General features: G+C 70.5%; 21 protein-coding genes and 1 pseudogene. 9 read left to right on the forward strand and 13 right to left on the reverse strand.

All coding sequences use genetic code 11. The features are described 5' to 3' along the window. Positions 1-53 precede the first annotated feature (53 nt). Complete coding sequence (locus OG214_RS32850) at positions 54-755, forward strand: TVP38/TMEM64 family protein (protein ID WP_363085970.1); 702 nt, start codon at positions 54-56, stop codon at positions 753-755. 51 nt (positions 756-806) lie between these two features. On the opposite strand, the gene OG214_RS32855 is transcribed toward OG214_RS32850, so the two are convergent. From OG214_RS32855 to OG214_RS32865, 3 genes are all read right to left on the reverse strand, one after another. Next, a complete protein-coding gene (locus OG214_RS32855) occupies positions 807-1937 on the reverse strand; it encodes an enoyl-CoA hydratase/isomerase family protein (RefSeq protein ID WP_405986762.1) in 1131 nt (376 codons plus the stop codon). An 87-nt stretch (positions 1938-2024) separates the two neighbouring features. Further along, on the reverse strand, positions 2025-3362 hold the full coding sequence (locus tag OG214_RS32860; RefSeq protein ID WP_405986763.1) for an MFS transporter: 1338 nt from the start codon (positions 3360-3362) through the stop codon (positions 2025-2027). 40 nt (positions 3363-3402) lie between these two features. Next, a complete protein-coding gene (locus OG214_RS32865; RefSeq protein WP_405986764.1) occupies positions 3403-4512 on the reverse strand; it encodes a hypothetical protein in 1110 nt (369 codons plus the stop codon). Between the two features lie 94 nt (positions 4513-4606). Between OG214_RS32865 and OG214_RS32870 the strand changes: the two genes are divergently transcribed. Both OG214_RS32870 and OG214_RS32875 read left to right on the forward strand, forming a co-directional pair. Then, positions 4607-5059, forward strand: coding sequence for a DUF4442 domain-containing protein (locus OG214_RS32870; RefSeq protein ID WP_405986765.1), 453 nt, complete (start codon positions 4607-4609; stop codon positions 5057-5059). 108 nt (positions 5060-5167) lie between these two features. After that, positions 5168-5863 (forward strand): VTT domain-containing protein, encoded by a 696-nt coding sequence (locus OG214_RS32875; protein WP_405986766.1) that lies wholly within the window; start codon positions 5168-5170, stop codon positions 5861-5863. A 73-nt stretch (positions 5864-5936) separates the two neighbouring features. On the opposite strand, the gene OG214_RS32880 is transcribed toward OG214_RS32875, so the two are convergent. After that, positions 5937-6467 (reverse strand): gamma carbonic anhydrase family protein, encoded by a 531-nt coding sequence (locus OG214_RS32880; RefSeq protein ID WP_383034799.1) that lies wholly within the window; start codon positions 6465-6467, stop codon positions 5937-5939. A gap of 149 nt (positions 6468-6616) precedes the next feature. On the opposite strand from OG214_RS32880, the gene OG214_RS32885 reads away from it, so the two are divergent. Beyond that, positions 6617-7843 (forward strand): cytochrome P450, encoded by a 1227-nt coding sequence (locus tag OG214_RS32885; RefSeq protein WP_405986767.1) that lies wholly within the window; start codon positions 6617-6619, stop codon positions 7841-7843. 62 nt (positions 7844-7905) lie between these two features. Here the strand turns inward: OG214_RS32885 and OG214_RS32890 are convergent, their stop codons facing one another. The 5 genes from OG214_RS32890 to OG214_RS32910 all read right to left on the reverse strand — a co-directional run bounded on the left by OG214_RS32890 (position 7906) and on the right by OG214_RS32910 (position 12479). Then, a complete protein-coding gene (locus tag OG214_RS32890) occupies positions 7906-9171 on the reverse strand; it encodes a cytochrome P450 (protein ID WP_365902850.1) in 1266 nt (421 codons plus the stop codon). Beyond that, entirely contained in the window at positions 9168-9782 is a 615-nt protein-coding gene (locus OG214_RS32895) for an ATP/GTP-binding protein (protein WP_363081203.1), read from the reverse strand. Before OG214_RS32895 ends, OG214_RS32890 begins: the two co-directional genes overlap by 4 nt. Next, entirely contained in the window at positions 9763-10119 is a 357-nt protein-coding gene (locus OG214_RS32900; RefSeq protein WP_363081202.1) for a DUF742 domain-containing protein, read from the reverse strand. Before OG214_RS32900 ends, OG214_RS32895 begins: the two co-directional genes overlap by 20 nt. Beyond that, positions 10116-10538: a roadblock/LC7 domain-containing protein gene (locus OG214_RS32905; RefSeq protein ID WP_363081201.1), complete on the reverse strand. Its 423-nt coding sequence runs from the start codon at positions 10536-10538 to the stop codon at positions 10116-10118. The genes OG214_RS32900 and OG214_RS32905 overlap by 4 nt, the downstream gene beginning before the upstream one ends. 120 nt (positions 10539-10658) lie before the next feature. Next, positions 10659-12479 (reverse strand): sensor histidine kinase, encoded by a 1821-nt coding sequence (locus tag OG214_RS32910; RefSeq protein WP_405986768.1) that lies wholly within the window; start codon positions 12477-12479, stop codon positions 10659-10661. A gap of 500 nt (positions 12480-12979) precedes the next feature. Here OG214_RS32910 and OG214_RS32915 point away from each other — a divergent pair, with 500 nt between their 5' ends. From OG214_RS32915 to OG214_RS32925, 3 genes are all read left to right on the forward strand, one after another. Beyond that, positions 12980-13720: an acyltransferase gene (locus OG214_RS32915; RefSeq protein ID WP_365902853.1), complete on the forward strand. Its 741-nt coding sequence runs from the start codon at positions 12980-12982 to the stop codon at positions 13718-13720. Positions 13721-13876: 156 nt separating this feature from the next. Then, positions 13877-14449, forward strand: coding sequence for an XRE family transcriptional regulator (locus OG214_RS32920; protein ID WP_363081198.1), 573 nt, complete (start codon positions 13877-13879; stop codon positions 14447-14449). A 160-nt stretch (positions 14450-14609) separates the two neighbouring features. Then, the gene (locus OG214_RS32925; RefSeq protein WP_405986769.1) at positions 14610-15164 is read left to right on the forward strand and encodes a YbaK/EbsC family protein; all 555 of its coding nucleotides are present in this window, start codon (positions 14610-14612) and stop codon (positions 15162-15164) included. A 28-nt stretch (positions 15165-15192) separates the two neighbouring features. Here OG214_RS32925 and OG214_RS32930 read toward each other — a convergent pair. Together OG214_RS32930 and OG214_RS32935 are read right to left on the reverse strand one after the other, a co-directional pair. Continuing rightward, positions 15193-15427: pseudogene (locus OG214_RS32930) on the reverse strand (transposase); the annotation flags it as partial. Positions 15428-15435: 8 nt separating this feature from the next. Next, complete coding sequence (locus OG214_RS32935) at positions 15436-15741, reverse strand: hypothetical protein (protein ID WP_405986770.1); 306 nt, start codon at positions 15739-15741, stop codon at positions 15436-15438. 109 nt (positions 15742-15850) lie between these two features. On the opposite strand from OG214_RS32935, the gene OG214_RS32940 reads away from it, so the two are divergent. Both OG214_RS32940 and OG214_RS32945 read left to right on the forward strand, forming a co-directional pair. Continuing rightward, positions 15851-17050 (forward strand): helix-turn-helix domain-containing protein, encoded by a 1200-nt coding sequence (locus OG214_RS32940; protein ID WP_405986771.1) that lies wholly within the window; start codon positions 15851-15853, stop codon positions 17048-17050. Positions 17051-17382: 332 nt separating this feature from the next. Then, entirely contained in the window at positions 17383-17658 is a 276-nt protein-coding gene (locus tag OG214_RS32945; RefSeq protein ID WP_363081194.1) for a hypothetical protein, read from the forward strand. 531 nt (positions 17659-18189) lie between these two features. Here the strand turns inward: OG214_RS32945 and OG214_RS32950 are convergent. Together OG214_RS32950 and OG214_RS32955 are read right to left on the reverse strand one after the other, a co-directional pair. Next, positions 18190-18591, reverse strand: a complete 402-nt coding sequence (locus OG214_RS32950; RefSeq protein WP_405986772.1) for a CoA-binding protein — start codon at positions 18589-18591, stop codon at positions 18190-18192. A gap of 85 nt (positions 18592-18676) precedes the next feature. Further along, positions 18677-22318, reverse strand: a complete 3642-nt coding sequence (locus OG214_RS32955) for an NACHT domain-containing protein (RefSeq protein ID WP_405986773.1) — start codon at positions 22316-22318, stop codon at positions 18677-18679. Positions 22319-22473 lie beyond the last annotated feature (155 nt).

Raw genomic sequence — 22473 nt, forward strand, 5'->3', positions numbered from 1 at the left:
GACCGCCATCTCGCGCCCGGCGACCGGTCATCTTCGTCGGTTACGCTCGCCGGGTGCTCGCCCCCGTACCCCGGTCCTCGCCAAGCCTCGCGCTCCGTTGCTACCGGGCGCTTCTCTCGCCCTGGGCGCGATTCTCCGTACTCGTGGCCCTGCTGGGCGCGTCGGCCGTCATGGTGCTGCTGTACGAGCCGCAGAAGCTGCTCGCCGACGGCTGGCCGCCGCATGTCAGCGGCGGTATCGCCGTGGTGCTGTTCACCGTGGCGTACGGGCTGTGCGCGACGGCGTTCGTACCGCGCCCGCTGCTCAACATCGCCTCCGGCGCGCTTCTCGGCTCCTATCTCGGGCTGGCCGCCGCGCTCGCGGGGACGGTGCTGAGCGCCGCGCTCTCCTTCGGACTCGGCCGCTTCCTCGGGCAGGAGGCGCTGCGCCCGCTGCTGCGGGGCCGCTGGCTGAAGGCCGCCGACCGGCTGCTCAGCGCCCACGGCTTCCGGTCGATGCTGGCGATCCGGCTCTTCCCCGGGGTGCCGTTCGCCCCGAGCAACTATTGCGCGGCCGTCTCCCATATGCGGTGGACACCGTTCCTGCTGGCGACGCTCATCGGCTCGATCCCCAACAACGCGGCCTATGTGGTGGCGGGGAGCCGGGCCGCCTCGCCGACGTCACCGGTGTTCCTGATCGCCATGGGCTTCATCGTGATCTCCGGTCTGGTCGCGGCGGTGGTCGCCTGGCGCAAGCGCCACCACCTCCGCCGCTGACCCGAGTCCCGAGCCCCCGCGCCCCCGCGCCGTGTCCGTACGGATCTGCCCCTACGAGACCGAAGCCGGGGCCCCGCCACCGGACCCGTCGCCACCGAGTCCGTAGTCCCCGGGCGCTTCGTCGCCGAGTCCGAGGTCGCCGCCCGGCGGCGGGGTGAAGAACCGCGCCACATCCGCCTCGGTGACCTCCGCCAGTTCCCTCGGTGACCACCGCGGTCTGCGGTCCTTGTCGACGACCTGCGCGCGGATGCCCTCCAGCAGATCGGGGGTGGCCAGCGCGGCGCAGGAGGTCCGGTACTCCTGGTCGAGCACCCGCTCCAGCGTCGGCAGCCGGCGTGCCCTGCGCATCGCTTCGAGGGTCGCCTTGAGCGCGGTGGGCGACCGGGTCAGGATCGTCTCGGCGGCCTCCTTCGCCGCGGGCAGGCCGGCGGCGAGCAGCCGCTCGACGATCTCCTCCACCGTGCCGGCCGCGTAACAGGTGTCGATCCACTCGCGGTCCGCGGCGAGCCGGCCCTCGGGCGCGGCCGTCCCGTACTCACGTACCGTCCGGATGACGTCCGCCGCCTCGCGTACCGCGGGTCCGGCCAGTGCGGCGCGCAGAGCGGCGAGCCGCTCCGAGGGTACGAAGTGGTCCGCGAGCCCGCAGAGCAGCGCGTCCGCCGCGCCCACCGCCCCGCCGGTCAGGGCGAGATGCGTGCCGAGCTCACCCGGCGCGCGGGAGAGCAGATAGGTGCCGCCCACATCGGGGACCAGACCGATCGCGGTCTCGGGCATGGCGACCGAGGACCGTTCGGTGACGATCCGCGGACCGCCGTGCGCCGAGACACCGACACCGCCGCCCATCACGATGCCGTCCATCAGCGCGACATAGGGCTTGGGGAAGCGGGCGATACGGGCGTTGAGCCGGTACTCGTCGCGCCAGAAGGCGGGCGAGGCGGAGCCTCCCGCGCGCACGTCCTCATGGACCGCGCGGATGTCGCCACCGGCGCACAGCCCGCGCTCGCCCGCGCCCGAGAGCAGGACCGCCGTGACGCTTTCGTCGTCCTCCCACTCCGCGAGGGCCTCGGAGATCCGCAGGACCATGGGGTGGGTGAGGGCGTTGAGGGCGCGGGGGCGGTTGAGTGTGATGTGGGCGGTGCGACCCGCCCGGCCGAGCAGTACCGGTTCGTCGTCGTGGACCATGCCGCCCAGTATCCGGCACGCCCGGAGCCGGCGGACGACCGCCTTGCGGGGCACGGCACTTGGGCGGTCCGGCCCGGCGGGTGCGGGTCAGCCCGGACTGCGGGCCGAATCGGCCGCTCCGGTGACCGAGGACGGATCGGCGGCGACCTTCGTGGTGCGGCGGGTCAGCCGGCGTACGTCGGGGACGGTCAGGACCGCGGCCGTCAGCAGGACGATCAGTGCCGAGCAGCCCCAGAGCGCCGCGCTCCGCCCGAAGACACTCTCCGCCGGTCCCGCGAGCGCGGTGGCCAGCGGGACCATACCGATCGACCCCAGCCAGTCGTAGGCCGAGACCCGGGAGAGCTTCTCCTCGGGAATCTCCTGATGCAGAGCCGTCATCCACGACACACCGAAGACCTCGACGGAGACCCCCGTCAGGAACATCACCGCCGCCAGTCCCGCGGCGGACAGCGGCACCGCGAGCCCGGCCGACGGAAGGGCGAGCGGAAAGACGCAGAGCGTGCCCGCGAGCAGCAGTCTGCGCGGTCGCCAGCGCATCATCAGCAGCGCGCCGCCGACGGTGCCCGCGCCGAAGGCGGCGAGCGCGAGGCCCCAGGGACCGGGGCCGCCCAGCTCGTCCCTGGCGACCAGCGGCCCGTACACCGCCTCGGCCGCGACGACGACCGCGTTGACCACGGCGAACTGCACGACGATGCTCCAGAGCCAGGGTCTTCCGCTGAACTCCCGCCAGCCGTCGCGCAGATCGGCGAGCATCCCGCCGCCGGGCTCACGCGCCGGGACATGGCTGACATCGATGAAGGCACGCAGCGATCCCGCCACCAGAAACGCGGCGGCGTCGATGGCCAGGACCCAGCCGGGCCCGAACGCCGCGATCAGCGCGCCGCCGAGGGCCGCGCCGCCGATTCCCGCGCCGTGCATCGCCATCCGGTAGAGGGCGAAGGCACGGCCCGCGTGCTCACCGCTGACGCTGGACATCAGCATGCCCTCGGAGGCCGGGCCGAAGAAGGCATGGCCGGTACCGCCCAGACCGGCCAGCACCATCATCTGCCACAGCCGTGGCTCACCGACGAGTACGAGCGCCGCGAAGGACGCCTGTGAGACACAGTTGAGCGCGTTGGCCGCGACCATCACCCGGTGCCGGGGCAGCCGGTCGGCGAGCGCGCCTCCGATGAGCAGGAAGAGGACGAGCGGAACCGTACGCGCCGCGGCCACCAGGCCGACATCGCCCGCGTCACCGCCCGACTCCAGCACCGCGAACGCCGAGGCCACCAGCGCGCCCTGGCTGCCCACATTGGTGACGACCGCCGCGGCCGTCAGCAGTGTGTAGTTGCGCCCCGCCCACGCGGGACGGCGGCCGGGACGCCGGGCAGGGCGCCGGAAGGCACGGCGGGCGGAACGGGGGTCCCCGTCGGCGGGAGAGTTCACCTGGGGCCTGTCCGCGGCTCCGCGCCCGGACGCCGGCCGGTCACGACGAGGAGCCCGTCAGCCGTACGGTGCTCATGATCTGCTTGATCGTCGCGTCCGGGATCTCGTCCGGCACGCCCTTGTTGGCGTAGAGCACCCAGGTCGCGTAGTCGCCCTTGGCGTTGGTGAAGGTGAAGGCGATCGACTTGCCGTCGGTGTCGCACTTGTTCGTCTTGGTCACACCCGAGGTGGCGGCCGTCGCGTAGTGCCCCTTGAGCCCGGACGTGGTGGTGTACGGCTGGGCGTCGGTGACCTTCACCTTCTCCTTGACCTTGTCCTCCGGCTCCTGCTGGGCGTACGCGGCCCAGGCCCAGCTTCCCGCCTCGTTCTTCGCGGCCGTCGCCGTGTCCTTGGCACCCGCGCCGCCCTTGGTACCGGTGCCGCCGAGGCCGCTGTCCTCCGGCTTCCCGTCCTTGTCGGTGTCCTGCGAGCACCACTTGGACTTGTAGAAGGCGGGTGCGGAGAAGGAGATGACGGGCATGCCGTCGTTCTTCTTGTGGTCCTCGAAGCCGGATATGACGCCGGTGCCCGCGACCTCCCAGTCGGCGGGGACGTCGAACCGTGTTCCGTGCTTCGGGTTGGTGACGACCTTCCAGCCCTCGATCTGCGGCTTGCTCTCCTCGCCGGCCCGGGGGTTGTCGCTGGGCGCGTCCGCGCTCGGCTCCGCGGGCCCGGAGGCGGACGCCGAGGCCTTGGGATCGTCGCCGGCCTTGTCGGCCGTTCCGTCGTCCTTGTTCATCACGAAGAACGCGGTGCCCGCGGCGGCGACCACCACGACCGCGGCGGCGACCACGGCGATGACCGTCGTGCTCCTCCTGTCCGGCGAGGGTCCGGGCGGTCCGGGCGGTCCTGGCTGTCCCTGCTGCCCGGACACGACGTACTGCGGGGTGGTCGGCCGCTGGTACGGGTCGGGCTGCTGGTACCCCTGCTGCGGATACCCCTGCGGCGGCTGTCCGGGCTGCTGCTGTCCCGGCTGCTGGTAGGGGTTCGGCTGTTGGTACCCGGGCTGCTGATAGGGATTCGGCTGCTGGTATCCGGGCTGCTGGTACGGATTGGGCTGCTGGTCCTGCGGGTTCTGCTCGCCCCCGGGCGGCTGCTGTCCTGGCCACATGGCGAGTAACCATAGAGGGGTCGTCCCACCGCTGCCACGTCCGCCCCGGCAGGGGATGGCCAAGCTCTTCTACCCGTGGGTAACATCGCGTTCCATGAGCGCTGATCAGATGTCCGTCGGCGAGATGCTCGCCGCCACGGTCCCCATGGCCGGGACCCTGGGACTGGAATTCCTGGAGACCACCGCGGAGCGTGCCGTCGTCCGGCTGCCCGACCGGCCCGCGTATCACAACCATGTCGGCGGACCACACGCCGGCGCGATGTTCACCCTGGGCGAGTCCGCCAGTGGCGCGATCGTGCTCGCCGCCTTCGGAGACCAGCTCGACAGAGCGGTTCCGCTCGCTGTCAAGGCGGAAATCGGCTACAGGAAACTCGCCATGGGGGCCGTCACCGCCACCGCGGCCCTGGGCCGCCCCGTGGCCGAGGTCGTCGCCGAACTGGACGCGGGGGAGCGTCCTGAATTCCCCGTGACCGTCTCCCTGACGCGAGCGGACGGCGCGGTGACAGGTGAGATGACGGTCCTCTGGACCCTCCGCCCGCACTCCTGACCGACCCCGGCCACCGGGTAGGCTGCCCGGCGTGCGCCCGCGCGCGCCGGGCAGCCGCCCGTGGACGGTCGGAGGAATCCGGTCACGGAAGTACGGAAGGAACCGGCGTTGCACGTCCAGGAGTGGCTCGAGACCATCCCCCCGGTCAGTATCTATCTCCTGGTCGGGGTGGTGATCGGCCTCGAAAGCCTCGGTATCCCGCTGCCCGGCGAGATCGTTCTCGTCAGCTCGGCGCTCCTCGCCTCCCAGCACGGCGACATCGATCCGTACATCCTCGCCGCCTGCGCCACGGCCGGTGCGATCATCGGGGACTCGATCGGCTATGCCATCGGCCGCAAGGGCGGCCGGCCGCTGCTCGCCTGGCTCGCCGTACGGTTCCCCAGACACTGCGGTGAGCCACAGGTCGCCATGGCGGAGCGTTCGTTCGAGAAGTGGGGGATGTGGGCGGTCTTCTTCGGCCGTTTCATCGCCCTGCTCCGTATCTTCGCGGGACCGCTCGCGGGCGTGCTGCGGATGCCGTACTGGAAGTTCCTGATCGCCAATGTGCTCGGCGGAATCGTCTGGGCGGGCGGGACGACCGCCGTCATCTACTCGGTGGGCGTCGTCGCCGAGGCCTGGCTCAAGCGCTTCTCCTGGCTCGGTCTGGTGCTCGCCGTGCTGTTCGGGATCGGCTCCATGCTCGTCGTACGGAACCGCGCCAAGAAGGCCGCCGGGCAGCCGCCGGCCGAACCGGAGACGGCGCCGACAGCACAGAGCGTGACCACGCCGACCGGGGAGCCCGACGCCGTACCCGCCGCCGACTGACCGGAAATCGCGCCTGGCGACCGGCCGCCCGGCCCGCGCGCCCGCCCGGCCACCGCCGTATCCCCGGCGTCTCTCAGCTCTCGTAGGCCTCGCGGTGGATCTTCGCCGTCTCGGCGTACCCCGCCGCGTTGCGCCTGATCCCGGCGCGCTCCTCCTCCGTCAGCTCACGCTTGACCCTGGCGGGCACGCCCGCGACCAGGGAACCCGGGGGTACGCGCAGACCCTGCGGTACGAGCGACTGCGCCGCGACGAGCGAGCCCGCGCCGATGTGCGCGCCGTTGAGGACCGTGGCGCCCATCCCGATCAGCACCTCGTCCTCGACCGTGCAGCCGTGCAGCACGGCGTTGTGACCGATCGAGACGCGCTCGCCGACGGTGAGCGGGAAGCCCGGGTCGGCGTGGAGGGTGCAGTTGTCCTGGACATTGCTTCCGGCACCCAGGGTGATCGGCGCGTGATCGGCCCGGAGCACGGCGTGGTACCAGACGCTCGCCCCCGCGCCCACACTGACCTCGCCCAGTACGACCGAGGTAGGCGCTGTGAACGCCGAGGGGTCGACGGCGGGCTCCTTGCCGCCCACGCCCCTGATCAGTGCCTGTTCCGTCATACCGTCTCTCCTCGGTGCCGACCGGTCATGACCGGGTCCGCTCGCGTCCACCAGGTCGGCCAGGAGTTGGCTATTTCTGGTGACAGATGATCAATAACCTTAAGCGCGTTGCCCGTTACCGATCGGGCCGGTACCGAACAAGGAGCTTCATGGCCACCGCACAGCAGGTCCCCGACATCCTGTCGCCCGAGTTCGCCGAGAACCCCTATCCGGCCTACCGTGTGATGCGGGACAGCGCCCCGCTCATCTGGCACGAGGCCACGCAGAGTTACATCATCTCGCGGTACGAGGATGTCGAGCGCGCCTTCAAGGACAAGGAGTCGGTCTTCACCACCGACAACTACGACTGGCAGATCGAGCCCGTCCATGGCAAAACGATCCTTCAACTCAGTGGGCGTGAGCACTCCGTGCGCCGGGCGCTGGTCGCCCCGGCCTTCCGCGGCAGCGATCTCCAGCAGAAGTTTCTGCCGGTCATCGAGCGCAACTCCCGCGAGCTGATCGACGGGTTCCGGCACACCGGCTCCGTGGACCTGGTGGGGGCCTACGCGACCCGCTTCCCCGTCAATGTCATCGCCGACATGCTGGGGCTCGACAAGGCCGACCACGACCGGTTCCACGGCTGGTACACGGCGGTCATCGCCTTCCTCGGCAATCTGTCCGGCGACGCGGAGGTCACGGCGGCGGGCGAGCGCACCAGGATCGAGTTCGCCGAGTACATGTTCCCGGTCATCCGCGACCGGCGGGAGAACCTGGGCGACGATCTGCTCTCCACGCTCTGTGCCGCGGAGGTCGACGGCGTCCGGATGAGCGACGAGGACATCAAGGCATTCTGCAGCCTGCTCCTGGCCGCGGGCGGCGAGACCACCGACAAGGCCATCGCCAGCATCTTCGCGAATCTGCTGCTCCACCCCGACCAGCTCGCGGCCGTACGGGAGGACCGCACCCTGATCGACCGGGCCTTCGCGGAGACGCTCCGGTACACCCCGCCGGTACAGATGATCATGCGCCAGACCGCACGGGACGTCGAGCTGAGCGGCGGTACCGTACCGGCCGGCGCCACGGTCACCTGTCTCATCGGCTCAGCCAACCGCGACGGGTCCCGCTTCCAGGAGCCGGACCGCTTCGACATCTTCCGGGAGGATCTGACCACGACGACGGCCTTCTCCGCCGCCGCCGACCATCTCGCCTTCGCACTGGGCCGGCACTTCTGTGTCGGCGCGCTGCTGGCCAAGGCGGAGGTCCAGACCGGGGTCGACCAGCTTCTGGACGCGATGCCGGACGTCCGGCTCGCCGACGGGTTCGACCCGGTCGAGCGGGGCGTGTTCACCCGTGGACCGCAGACACTGCCGGTGGAGTTCACGCCCGTCACGGCATGAAGGCATCCGCCGGGCCCGAGGGCATGCCCCGGGCCCGGCGGCCGGGCCCGGGGCCCCGGCCGCTACTGCACGACGGGTGTGAAGCTCACGGGCAGCGCGGTCAGCCCCCGCATCCAGATGGAGGGCCGCCAGGTCAGCTCGTACGGCTCCACCGACAGCACCACGTCGGGCAGCCGCTCCAGCAGCGTCTCGATCGCGGTACGGGCGATGACATCGGCCAGCAGCGGAGCCGGATAGGGACAGCGGTGCTCCCCGTTGCTGAACGAGAGATGCGCGGAGTTCTCCGCGCCGATATGGCCCTCGGGCCAGATCTGCGGATCCGTGTTGGCCGCCGCCAGCCCCAGCACCAGACAGTCGCCCGCCTTGATGTGCCGGCCGCCGAGCTGGGTGTCGCGCACCGCCCAGCGGCCGATGAAGTTCTGGGTCGGGGTGTCCAGCCACAGCACCTCGTTCAGCGCCTGCCCGACGCTGAGCCGTCCGCCGGACACATTCAGCGCGAACCGGTCGTCGGTCAGCAGCAGACGCAGGGTGTTGCAGATCCAGTTGGCCGTCGGCTGCTGGGCGGCGGCGATGACGGTGATCAGATCGACCACCATCTCCTCGTCCGTCAGCCCGGCCGGATTGCCCAGCATCCGCGACGTGAGGTCGGAGCCGGGATTGTCCCGCTTGTCCTTGACCAGTCGCTGCATCCGCTCCATGACCCGCACATAGGCGGCGACCGGGTCGTCCCCCTCGTCGGCGTCCAGCGAGATCCGCAGATCGCGCACCAGATCGTCGGTGTCCACACCGTCGGCGGGCATTCCGCAGAGCTGGACCACGGCCCGCATCGGCAGGGCGTGCGCGTACGCGGCCATCAGCTCGGCCTGACCGCTGCCGGCGAAGGCGTCGATGAGCCCTTCGGCGATCTCCCGGCAGATATGGGCCAGTTCGAACTGGTCGATGGCCTCCAGCGCGTCGGTGATCACCCCGGCCCGCCGCTGGTGTTCGGGACCCTCCGCGAACATCACCGACGGCTGGTAGCCGACGAACGGCATGAGCGGCCAGTCGGCGGGGATGGACTCCCACTGGTTCCAGCGCCGCGAGTCACGGGCGAACAGTTCGTCGTGGCTCGTCACATAGGAGACCTCGGAGTAGCCGAGCACCAGCCAGGCGGGAATCCCGCCGTCGAGCGTGACGGGCGCGATCGCGCCGTGCTCCCTGCGCAGGGTGCGGTAGAGCTGGGACGGGGTCTGCTGGTACTCCAGACCGCTGAGCGGCACGGCCCCCGCGTGCGCGGGGCATTCAGGCGGCGGGGTCTGGTCGGGTCCGGAGCCCGTGGGGTCGGTCATGGTGTCATCTCCCGGGCCATGGCCAGTTCGTAGAGGTGGTCCACAAGGGTGATCAGGACGTTCTTGCCGGACGAGCGCACCCGGGCGTCACAGTCGATGAGCGGGACATGGTCCGGCAGCGAGAGCGCCTGCCGGATCTCGTCCAGGGAGAACGCGGAGATGTCGTCGTCGAACCGGTTGACGGCGACCACGAACGGGGTCCGGTGGTGTTCGAGCCGGTCGATGGCGTACCAGGAATCGCTCATCCGCCGGGTGTCCACCAGGACGACCGCGCCCAGCGTGCCGGAGAACAGCCGGTCCCAGAGGAACCAGAACCGTTCCTGCCCCGGCGCTCCGAACAGATAGAGCACCATCAGCTCGTTGAGAGTGATCCGGCCGAAGTCGAAGGCCACGGTCGTGGTGGTCTTGTTGGTCGGCCCGGCCGTCTCGTCGACACCGATCCCGGCCTGTGTCATCACCTCTTCGGTGTTGAGCGGACGGATCTCGCTGACCGAGCGGACGAGGGTGGTCTTTCCGACCCCGAATCCGCCCACGACGACAATCTTCAGCCCGGTCTCGGCGGCATCGGCCAGTGGAGTACGGGCCGGGAGTTCAGAGGTTGCGGAGTCCAAGGAGCACCTCCTTCAAGAGGGCGGAGTCGGGGAGTTCGGCGGTGCGCGCGGCGCGCGGGTGCCGTGCGGTGATCCGGCCCGTCGCGAGGAGATCGCCGAGCAGGATCCGTACCACCGTGATGGGCAGCTTCAGCTCGGCGGAGATCTCGACGACCGCGGTGGGATGGCGGCACAGTCCGAGGATCTTGACGTGTTCCGACTGCATCCCCGCCGTCGGTTCGCACTCGCTGACGATCAGGGTGACCAGGTCGAACGAGTCGTCGTCGGCCCGGCTGCGGCCACCGGTGACGGTGTACAGCCGGTCCGGATCCCCGATGTCGACGGGCCGGCGGATCATGACGGTGAACTCTCCTGGAGGGGAGTACGCGGCTCGGCCCGCAGATGTTCACCGATCTGCTCGACCAGTTCGGTCATCTGATGGCCCACCACACCCGGGTCCGCGCCGTCCTCGGCCACCACCGCGAGATGGGCTCCGTCGCCGGCCTCGACGATGAAGAGCAGACCGCCGTGGAACTCGGTCATCGAGTGCCGTACGCCGCCGGTGCCGTTGCCGAACTCCACCGAGGCGCCCTGGGCGAGTGCCTGGATACCGGAGCAGATGGCGGCGAGCTGATCGGCCTGGTCGAGGGTGAGATGGCGGCTCCAGCAGAGCTTCAGCCCGTCACGAGAGAGCACCAGGGCATGCCGCGTACCGGGGGTGCGTTCCAGGAGGTTCTCAAGGAGCCAGGTCAGGCTGTTGTCAGTGGTCTGCTGCATGGTGTGCGTGGGGCGGGTGTTTCTCACCGGTGAACCGGTCACCAGCCCGTGCCTCCAATCTCGCGTTCGGGTGGGGGTGGGCGCCGATTCCCCGGGCGCCGTACGGGGAGAGCACGGGCCCTAGCCGGCCGGAGTGCCGGGGACGTCGCCTTCGGAGGGGTCCGCGGACTCGGACGGGCCGCCGGCCGCGGAGGTTCCCGTCGCGGACGCGTCCCCGGCCCCCGAGAGGCTGTCGGCGGCGCGGCGCGAGCGGTGGAAGGCCCCGAACTGGGAGCCCGCGTCACGGCTGGGGCGTACCTCACCGGACTCGCTGTCCGGCTGCGGCCTGCCGCGGTCGGCCGCGGCCATGGTGCGTCCCGGCGGACGCACCGGCAGTCCGTTGGGCGTGGCCACCTTGGGTCCGTCCCCGGGGACGGACGGGGTGGCGGGGACGCGGCCGGTCGGGGTGGGGTCGGCCGTGGGGGACGAGTGGGACGGTGAGGACGGGTACGAAGGGGAGGACGGTGAGGGCGGCGTGGAGGCGGCCGCCGGTCCGGCGGGGGCGGGCAGCGTCGTCTCCGGCGCCGGGCGCCGCAGCGACTGCTCGTTGGTCAGCACCCGCTGCTGGGCGATGACCTGCGGCGGGAACAGCACCACGACACCCGTGCCGCCGCGCGAGGAGGGCCGGTAGTTGACACTGATGTGGTACTTGGCGGCCAGCCTGCCGACCACGGCCAGACCGAGCCGGGTGCCCTGGAGCATCGCCAGGTCGGTGACCCGCCCCGACACGGACTCCTCGGCGCGCCGCATCGCGGCGTCCGCCATCTTCAGCCCGCTGTCCTCGATGGTGACCACGAGCCCGGCGGTGCGCTCCTCGACATAGACATGCACCTCGTCGATGGGCGGGGAGAAGTTCGCCGCGTTGTCCATGAGTTCGGCGAGGAGATGCATCACCGGCTCGGCGGCGAACCCGGCGATCGCGGCGGTGCTGGAGCAGTGCAGCCGCACCCGCTGGTACGCCGCGATCCGGCCCACCGCGCCGCGCAGGATGCTCTCCATGCCGATCGGCTTGTTCCAGGCGCGGCTCGCGCGTCCGCCCATCAGCAGGGCCAGCCGGTCGGTGAGCAGTCCGAGCTGCGAGGTGTTGTGGTCGAGCTTGAGGAGATCCCCGAAGACCTCCTCGCCGTGCCGGTCCTGCATCTCCCGCAGATCGGCCAGCATGCTCACCGCCTTCGCCTGCACCCGGCTCAGTGCTTTGGCGCTGGCCGCCTGCGCGGCGGCGGCGCGCCGCTCGCTGGTGGCGAACTGCCGTACCACCGTGTCCACCAGGACCCGCAGCCGCGGATCGGCAGGCGGATCGATCCTGCCGAGCACCGTGTCGGCGGAGCCGCCCGAGCGCAGCCCGCCGAGCGCGGCGGGGAGCGTCCTCGTGGTGAGCAGATCCAGATCGTCGGCGGCCTGCGCCAGCCGGCTCAGGGCGGTCGCGCTGTCGGCGGCGGCCTTGGCCGCGCGCCCCTCGGAGTCCGCCAGCTCGGCGGTGAACATCTCCAGGACACGGCGGAGTTGGGGATCGGACGGCGCGGGGGTGGCGGCGAGCGTCTCCGGGGCGCTCGCGCCGTCGCGGAGTCTCTTGATCACGGCGGGCAGCGTGACGTTCAGGAGATGCGCGGCCTCCGCGCCGGACTGGGCCAGCCGCGTCTGCGCCGTCCTGATCTCGCCCTCCGCCGTGGCCGTACCGCGCCGGCCGCGGCGGACCAGCAGCGCGGCCGTGACGACGGCGACCGCCACACACGCCCAGGCGACCGCGACGGTGGCGGCCACCCAGGCACGGGCGGCGGCGGGGGCCGACGCGGCCACCGCGCCCGCGACCGCGCCGGTCACCACCACCACCGTCAGGGGTACGGCGAGTGACGACCGTGTGGTGCGTATGCGGCGCGGGCTGGGGGCGACAGGCACTGACATTCCGCGGTCCCTCGGTACTTGAGTGCGGGGGGAACAGACCGGCCGACCAGCGCGGTTCGGCCGCACGGGCGGGATCGGACACCGATGGGGACGGCGATCTTCCGCACCACATGTGGCGCTCATGCTAACCACGCGGAGTGGCACGGAAGGCCGTGGAAAGGCCGGAGCCCACACAACGGGGGAGTTCGTCCCGAAGTCACCTACCGGACGGCGGTGGCGTGATAAATGGCGATGCCCGTTATGGGGCCTGTCGTGCGGGCCTGCCCTGCCCGATCTGGGGCACATGCTGCCCGTTCGGCTCCCGGGAAGCCGTCCGGGATGGCGTCGCGCGGACTCAACGCGCCCAGTGGTCAACGGATTTCGGCCAACCAGGGCCGCCGTAAGGGGGGTACGACGCCGTGCGCGGCGGGTGTCATGAGGGGCGTCGTGGGGCGTCGTGGGGTGAACGTCACAGGGAAGGGCCCGGTCCGGCCGGTTCCCCGCCGACTACGGTGAGGTGGGTGCCGAAGAAGAGAAACACGTTCTCATCGCTGACCTCCTGGCGGCGCCGTCTTCTCTCCCGGGCCGTCCAGGACGGCTGGCGCTGGATCCAGGAGACGGGCGCGGTCAGCGCCGAGCGCCCGGGACGGCTGCGCTTCCGCCGGATCGGCACCGGCACCCGGCTCGCCTTCCCGCAGGGCACGGTCTTCGGCGAGCCATGGATCGAGCTGGGCGAACACTGCGTCATAGGCGAACACGTCACCCTGACCGCGGGGATGATGCCCGGACTCGACCTCGGCCCCGGGACGGTGCTGACGCTCGGCGACGGGGTGGTCCTCGGCCGGGGCAGCCATGTGATCGCGGACACCACGGTGACCATCGGCGCGGACACCTACTGCGGGCCGTATGTCTACATCACGTCGACCAATCACAGCTACGACGATCCGAAGACGCCCGTCGGCAAGCAGTGGCCCCGGATGGAACCGGTGGAGATAGGGCCCGGCTGCTGGCTCGGCACCGGCGCGGTGATCCTGCCCGGCGCGCGGCTCGGCCGGAATGTGGTGGTCGCGGCGGGCGCCGTCGTACGGGGAGAGGTGGCCGACCACGCGGTGGTGGCCGGGGCGCCCGCGCGGGTCGTACGGAGCTGGGACCCCGAGCGCGGCTGGGATCCGCCGCTGCGCACCCCCGCGCCGGTGCCGATCCCGGAGGGGATCACACCGGAACAGCTTCTGGCGCTGGGGGAGTTGGAGCGCCCGTCCTGACGTACGCGACCGGCGCCGGTTCCGTTGGGGCGCGCGCCGGTGACCAGGGCGGACAGCGCGGTCGGGAAGGGCCTCGCAGTACAGTGCGATGTACGACTGGGTGCACCACACCGTAGTGCGGCCCGTTGAACCGCCTCATCGCATATTGGACGGAATGTGTCTGACCTCGATCAGCTCACACAGTCGCTGGCACGCAATCTCAAACGCTGGCGAGGTGAACGGGGCTTCACCCTCGACGCCCTGGCCGCCCGCGCCGGGGTCAGCCGCGGAATGATCATCCAGATCGAGCAGGCACGGACGAACCCGAGCGTCGGCACCACGGTCAAGCTCGCCGACGCGCTCGGTGTCTCCATCACCACCCTCCTCGATTACGAGCAGGGTCCCCAGGTCAGGGTGGTGCCCGAGAGCCAGGCCGTACGGATGTGGTCCACGCCTGCGGGCAGCCGGACGACCCTGCTGATCGGTGCCGAGGCGCGCGGGCCGCTCGAAATGTGGTCGTGGGCGCTGATGCCCGGTGACGGCAGCTCCTCCGACCCGCATCCGCCGGGCACGACCGAACTGATCCATGTGACCGCGGGCGAGCTGACCCTCGTCGTGGACGGCGAGCCGCACCCCGTACCGGCCGGCGCGTCCGCGACCTTCGAGGCGAACGTCCCGCACACCTACCGCAACGACGGCGCGGACATCTGCGAGCTGGTCATGGCCATCTCCATCCCGCCGGTGCGCTGAGACGACCGGCGCGCCGAGGTAACCGGGGCGCCGAGGCGGCTGGTGCGCTGAGGCGGCTGGTCGTGCGGCGACCGGTGGTGGGAGAGCCGGTCGTGAGGTGCCGGGCCGGTCGTGAGACGCCGGGCCGGTCCGTTCCGGGGCGGCTGTTAGCGTGAGATCCATGCGCGCTCCTCTCGGACATTTCGACAACGCCGTCCCCGCCCCCGACTGCCTCGACCTGCTGACCCCGCCCGTGGCGGACGCCGTACGCGCATGGCGGGGCGATGTGCCGGCCGAGCAGTTGGTGTACGTGGACACGGACCCGGCGATCGCGGACACGGCGGTCTTCGCGGAGCACTACGGCCCCGAACTGCTCGACCGGTCGGCCAACTGCGTGGTCGTGGCGGGCAAGCGCGGCGGCGAGACCACGCTCGCGGCCTGTGTCGTCCTCTCCCGCACCCGCGTCGACGTCAACGGCGCGGTCCGCCGCCAACTCGGCGCGCGAAAGGCCTCGTTCGCCCCGATGGACACCGCGGTCGGCGCGACGGGCATGGAATACGGCGGTATCACCCCGATCGGACTGCCCACGAGCTGGCCGCTGCTGATCGACTCCGCGGTGCTCGACACGGAGTGGATCCTCATCGGCAGCGGCCGCCGCCGCGGCAAACTGATCGTCCCGGGCAAGTCCCTCGCGGACCTGCCCGGCGCGGTCGTCCTGGAGGGTCTCGGCGTCTGAGCCGGGGCGTCGGCGGCGGGGCAGATTCTCAGGAAGCGGGTGGAGCGTTCGACGAGTGTGCCGATCGCGGAGCGGTGGCCGGTGCCGACAATGCAATCGCCTTCCCAGTGTCCTGGGACGGCCTGGTCTTCCGCTTCGGCGGGCCGGTCGCTGATCATCACCATCGGTGCGGTGAAGCGCGGCCGACGCTTGTCGCACTGGCGGTGGGGCCTGCGCCGGGTCCGCCCCATGCGCAGGGCCGCAACCAGTTCTCTGCCCAGCTCCGCGGCGATCACGGGGAGAGACGCTCTGTCCGTAGCCGGTCGGCGGTATGGAGGTGCTCACCCTGGCTGAGATACCGGCCCGATGAGACGGGGACAGGCGTCCGCCCTGACGACCGGGCGGCCGGCCTGAACCTGTCAGGGGCATCCCGGCCGTTGTGCCACTCACGGCCTGTCCGCTCATTGACGCCGACCAGCCGGGATGCCTTGTGGTTGCTGTAGCCCTGATCCACGAGCCGGAAGTATTGGTCCCGCTCGTGGATCAGCTTCTTGCGCCCCTGCGCGACCGCCCGGTTGTCTCGGGTCTGGATGTCCATCGCGCCCCTTTGGCTGGGGTGTTGCGACGACCACTGGAACCCAGGCACACGAGGCAGGGGGCTTTTGCGTCGGTTCCCCCGCAGTGCCCTGCCGACGTACCGTTTCAGGGTGAGCGAGCATCTGGGTGACACACTGCGTCGCCTCCGTAAGCTGTCCGGACTGACTCAAGAAGAGCTGTCCGAAGCCTCTGAAGTGTCCGTTGACGTCATCAGAAAGCTGGAGCAGAAGCGGACGTCCTCCGCCCGCCTGCCAACCTTGCACGCCCTGGCCCAAGGTCTTGGTGTCGAGCTGACGACGCTGCTGGGGGATCCTCCGGGAGCCCGGTCGGAGGGCGACGGGGACTCACCGGCCCTCGTTGCCGTCAGGCGGGCAATCACCCCAGCGCCATTCGCCCCCGGACCGGATCCCGCGGAGGCAGAGGGGCTGTCAGTAGCCGCCGTCCGTGACCGCATCGCCGATGCATGGTCGGAGTACCATGCTGCGGAGTTCGACAGCCTCATGAAGTCGCTTCCGGACATCATCTCCGACGCGCGACGTCTCGTGGCCGCAGGCGGAGACGGAGCGCACGCCGCCCTCGGGAAGTCGCTCCAGCTTGGTGGGCACCTTGCCGTCCGGCTGGGGAAGACGGACCTTGCCATCATCAGTCTGGAGCGCGCGATAGCAGAGGCGGAGATGTCGTCGGACCCCCTTCTGACGCCGATGGTCTGCAACTCGGTGGCGTGGGCGTATCAGCGCCAGAATCGACTCACCGACGCAATCTCCGTTGCGCGGTACGCAGCCGACAGAGTGAAGTCCGGGGGGCTGGCGACGGCCGAAAGCGTCAAAGTGTGGGGCGGGCTGATGATGTCCGCTGCTACCAGCTACGCCCGAAGCGGCGATTACGAGCAAGCCGACCGGATGATGCGCGCCGCGGAGAAGGAGGCGGAACGCGTCAGTACGCTCCCGGCGTCCGAGGACAACCGCATGGTGTCGGTCTTCAGTAACTCGTCCGTCCGTATCGAACGCGTCCGTCTCGCCGTCCAGCACGGTCACCCCGAAGACGCCCTGAAGCTGGCCAAGGGAATGCGCCTGTCGAAAGACACGCCGCCCTCGTGGCGCACGTGGTTGCTTCTGGACGTCGCTCGGGCACACACAGACCTGGGGGACGCCGAAGGAGCCGTCAAGGCCCTTGAATCTCTCCGCCGGGTGGCGCCGGCATGGATGCGCCACCACACGCTTGCTGTGTCCATCATCCGGGACCTGTGGGAGTTGCCGAGCAAGCCGACGGGTATCCGGTCCCTGGCGGAATTTGTCGGCGTAGCCGATTAGCATCGGAAAAGTAGGGCGCAGCATCCCTGTAGATCATCTCCCCGTGTCGCAAAGCTGTCGTCATCGACACGGCGGAGGTGTGACGAGATGGCGACCCCGGACCATCAGTACGCAGGCATACAGAGGATCACGAAGCAGCCCCGCGCGGTACATCTGATGGAGCCTGCGGTAGTCCAGCCCCCCAAACCTCACCCCGGTTGTGACATCTGTGCGGTCCTGAAGCAGCAGTGGCGTCAGGCGATGGAGGCGGACAGTCCGGCGCACGACCCGTCGCACGCGATCGACCTGGCTGTGGAGATCGGGCGTCATCCTCACGCGAGGAGCAGCGCCCGGTGAGCCTGAAGAGCATCATGCGCTCCGTCAGATGGACCGTGCGGCCGGACCCCGAGCAGGGCGGCGTTGATCGGATCGTCTACGACGTCGAATGCCTGACGTGTGGGGCGACGTCGGATGTCGCACATGGCAGCCGCGTGGGCCCGGAGGTCTGGACGCTGACGCACACGGGGGCGAACCCGTCGCACCGCCAGTACGCCGCGTCGAGCCATACCGTCTGGCGGGTGTTCCCGACGGACGGCGACGTCGCGGATCTGCCGGCAGACGAGGAGTAGTCCGTGGGCAAGGGCGGGAGCACCGTCAGGGTCGCGCGTGGGGAAATCGCGCGTGAGACGAAGGACCGCAACGCGTGAGACGAAGGACCGCAAGAAGACGTCGCAGACCACTCAGGACGCGTTGATGGACCGATATCTCCGGGCGCACACACCCGATGAGGACTTGAGCGCACAGCCCGTCGACGACACACCCGCCGACGAGTAACCCCTATGACGGCTCCGTCCACGTCCCCGCCCCGGTAACGCGTGGACGGAGCACCAAGCCTCCGATCGGACAAGTGGTGAGCCGAGTGACGAGTCGGCTCCAGCCCCGGTCCGCTCCTTGACTGGGGTGCTGCCCAGGCAGTGAGGGAACACGCTCCGGTCCTGGGAACCGGATTATCCAGCCCCCGCGCGCAGCACGTCACGGATGGCGCGAGGGAAGGGGACGGAGGGGGCATGAGGTCGGCAACCCTGCTTCCTCCGTCCACAGCCCCGGCTGCTCTCCCCCAGGGGGATGGCCGGGGTTTTCGCGCGGGCAGGAATGCTACATCAGGAGTTAAGCTCGATGGCCGGGCAGCGGTCCATGACCATGTCGAGGCCTGCCGCGCGAGTGCGGTCGTACGCCGCCTCGTCGATCACGTCGAGCTGGAACCAGACGGCCTTCGCACCGATCGTCACCGCCTCGTCCGCGACCGCGCCCGCCAGGTCGCTGTTCACGAAGACGTCCACCACGTCGACGTCGAACGGAATGGCGTCGAGCGACGGATAGCCCTGTTCACCGTGTACCGTCTCGGCCTTCGGGTGCACGGGAACGATCCGCTTGCCGTAGCGCTGGAGGACCTTCGCGACACCGTAGGCGGGGCGCCGCTCGTTCGAGGAGAGACCGACGATCGCCCATGTGTCGCCGAGCTGTTCAAGGATCTTGCGGACCGTGTCCGGATCGCTGTGCACGTCGTACCTCCACGGGTCGTATGTTCGTCACACAGGGCAACGACCACCGGCCGCGCGCCATTCCCGGCGGACTCCGGAAACGTGCCTACTGGCGGGTGCGGATCAGCAGGAGGATCTGGTTGCCGGTCGGCGCGGGGGTGCTGTGTGCGATCAGACTCTGCCAGACCCGGCGCAGCTCGTCCGCTTCGTGATGGTCGCCCGTCTTCCGCAGGGCCGCCGCGGCGGCGAGCAGTGCGGTGCGGATACAGGCCGGTGCCCGGGTACCGAGGGGATGCCGTCGGTCACGGATCGCGATCAGGAGTTCCAGGGCGCCGCCTGTCAGCAGCCGGGTCTGTTCATACAGGGGATGATCCGCCCGGAGGAGGTCGTGGGCCTGGCGCAAGGTGCCGGCCGGGTCTTCCGGGGGCTGCTGCTCCAGGGCAACGCCCTCCGTTGACGTACGTGTCAAGAAGTCGTCGAAACTCGTGAGTGCCGAGGCCGGGGCGGTGTCGGTGAGCGATGTCCACGTGGTGAAGAGGACACGGAAAGCGGAGAGAGCGAGTCCCAGCTCTCCGGCGTGTGCGTCGAAGGCCAGATCGAGGGCTGTGTCGAGGTCGTAGGCGCGGTCGAGTGTGAGGGAGAGGTCGCGGTCGATGGCGAGGGCGAGAGCGGGGTCGATGGCACGGTCGGAGCTGAGGGCCCGGCCGGGGTTGAGAGCGCGGTTGACGGCGCGGTCGATGGCGAGGTCCCGGTCGATGGCGAGGTCGCGGTCGATGCCGAGGGCGACGGCTGTGCCGAGGTCGTAGGCGCGGCCGAGGGTGAGGGCGAGGTCGCGGTCGAGGTCGACGGCGAGGTCCCGGTCGAGAGCGATGGCGAGATCCCGGTCCCTCTCGCGGTCGCGGTTGATGGCGAGGTCACGGTCGGGAGCGAGGCCAGGGGCGCGGTCGAGCGCGAGGTCGATGGCGAGGTCGAGCAGCATGGCCAGGGCGTGATCGAGGGCGAGGGCGTGATCGATGGTGCGGGCGAGATCGATGGTGCGGTCGACGCCGTCGTGAGGGCGGTTGATGACGAGGAGGCGGTCGATGACCAGGGCGAGATCGATGGCGTTGTCGATGCCGATGCCCGTGGCGAGGTCGCCGTCGATGGCGCGGGCGAGCTCGCGGCTGCGGCCGCGGGCGCGGGCGAGGGTGCGGAGGACGGAGATGTCGCGAGTGCGGTCGAGGTCGAGGTCGGAGCCGAGGCCGAGTGCGCGGGCGACGGTGCGGGCACGGGCGTGGGCCAGGTTGATGGCGTGGGTGGCGTTGATGGAGCGGGCGCCGTTGATGGTGTGGGCGAGGGTGCGGGCACGGATGTGGGCGAGGTCGCGGTCGAGGGAGAGAACGAGCGCGAGTTCCAATGGTGCGAGGTGAGGTGTGCCGCGGAGTTCCGGAGCGCGGGTGAGGGCGTTGGTGAGGACTCTGCTCCAGGCCTCGATCCGCGTGCGGTTCTCGGGTGGGGCGAGGAGGAGCCGCAGGTAGGGGGCGATCCGCCGGCGGTCGATGACGGGGGAGGAGACGAGGGAGAAGTGGGGTAGGCCGGCATCGGCGTTCTGCCGGCGGTCGGTGACGGGGGCGGGGACGAGGCGGTAGTGGTGGAGGCCGGGGTCGGCGTAGGGCCAGGACACCCCTGGTGGCTGGTGGAGGAGGGTACGGGTGCCGTCGTGGGCCCAGACGGTGTGGCGGGTCAGGTCGGCGACCATCCCGGCGGCCGGGTCGCGGAGCTCCTCGGGTGTCGGCAGCCGGTGGACGGTGTCGCCGGTGACGGTGTTGAGCCAGTCGACGAAGCGTTCGGCGTCGCCCGCCTCCATCCCGACCGCGGTGTCGCCGTCCGCGTGATCGTCGGCGGGACTCGCGACGGAGGGGTGATGGCGTCCTTCCGCTTCTTCCTCGCGGACGAAAAGCTCGTACAGGGCTTGGGGCACCGGGCGTGCGCACAGGTCGGCGGTGTCGCTGAGTTCGACGGTTTCACGCAGGGTGCGGGTGGCCTGGACACCGGCGAGCAGCCGCCGGCGGGCGGGGTCCTGGGTCTCACCGGGGGCGGGAGGCTCCAGCAGGGCGTCGAGGCGGTCACGCGTGGCCGGGTCGACGATCTGTGCCTGGTCGGCGCAGTCGAAGGCCAGGGCCAGGGCGGAGACGGTACCGGACTCCAGGCAGGCGGTGATGACAGGAGTGGCGTCATTGCCGGCGGCCCACAGCAGGATCGTCTCGCGCCACCATGGATCGTTGACGTTCCCGCTCAGCAGACCGGTGTCGGCGCGCGGGGTGCCGAGCTGCGCGGCCGCCAGATATTCCTGCAAGGTCAGATGCGCGAAGCCGTAGACGCCGTGCTCCCGTTCGACCAGGAGTCCGCTCTTCCGCGCCTCTTCGAGGAACACCTCGGGGTCCACATCGCCGGGGACCTGCCGCAGCGGACGGCGGATCGCCCTGACCGCGTCGCGCAGCGGCCAGTCCCGGACCTTCGCCTTCATCATGGCGAGCGCCAGATGCTGGACGATGTGCTGTTTGTGCGGACCGCCCAGGCTGGTGGCGTCGGACAGCCCGCGGGCCTCCGAGCGGCGGTGCAGCAGCACGTCGCACATCTCCGCGTACAGCTCCGCACGGCTGCCCGGCAGCTGACCGCGGTAGCGGTGGACGTTCGAGGTCATGGTCAGCAGCAGCGGATTGGCGGCCAGGTCGTACAGCGCAGGCCGGGCCCGCAGCCGGGCCAGCAGATCCTCCGCGTTCCTGTCGGCGACCGCCCGCACCTCGCGCCCCGTGCCGGCCCGCGCCCGGCTCTCGGTCGCGAAGGACCACTGATGCAGGAACAGGGAGATCTGCTCCCTGGTGAATCTGCGCACCTGGAGCACCTCGGCCCTGGGCAGCGGATTCGACTGGTAACCATGCGGACGCGAGGTCACCACATAGATGTTGCGGGGGTGGCGCTGGGTCTGTCTGACGATCCAGGACACCACCCTGCCGCGCTCCGCCGGGTCGGCGACCTCGTCCAGCCCGTCCAGCAGCACCACACACCCACCGGCGTCGAGCCTGCGTTCGAGCCAGCCGGCTGACACCTTCCCCTCCAGCCAGCCCGCCGAGACGGCGACCTCCCCCAGCCCCGGTGCCTCGTCGGCCAGCAGCGCCCCGGCGTGGTCGCGCAGGAAGAGCAGCACCGGCAGCCGCCCCCGCCATCGGCTCCTGCACAGTCCCAGGGCCGTGTTACGGGCCAGCGTGGTCTTGCCCGAGCCCGGTCCGCCGATCACCGCCAGAACCCGTGCCGCCCTGTTCTGCTCGGCGTCCCGCAGCACCGACTCCAGACTCCGCCGCTCGCCCGGACCCGCCGCCGGAGCACCGCCGGGCACCGTCCCCAGATACGGCTCGCCCGCGGCGGCGTGCAACGCCTGCGGAGCCAGGCTGACATCCACGTACACCTGGTTCATCCGCAGAACGAACTCGCCGTGTGTGGCGACGCCCACGGTCTCCATGTCCCGGACACTCGCCCGTAACTGCCGCAGATACACCTGTCGGCTGCCACGCGCCGTGTCCCGCACCCCGCCCGAGGGAGCGGCGGCCACCTCCGTGAACAGCAAGGCCAGCACGGCCACCCCCAGCGAGGCGTACAGCCATGTCCAGCTGAATTTCCCGTCGGAAAGGATCTGGTTCACCGCCACGCCGACCGTGACCGTCAACGCCGCACCGCCCACGACCCGCAGTACGCCCCGTACCTCCGTCAAGACTCTCCCCCAACGCCCAAGACACCGGGCCGGTCTTCCTGTTGTGAGACCCCGCCCCGCCGATCCCATCCAGCTTTCTTAGCAGCGCGGTTGATGACCGTGTGACCAAAATGCCTGAAGACGGGCCGGGAACTCCACGGCCTGCCGACCGGTAC

It is taken from the genome of Streptomyces sp. NBC_00872 (genome assembly GCF_045161915.1).
In the GTDB taxonomy this organism is placed as follows: Bacteria; Actinomycetota; Actinomycetes; order Streptomycetales; family Streptomycetaceae; genus Streptomyces.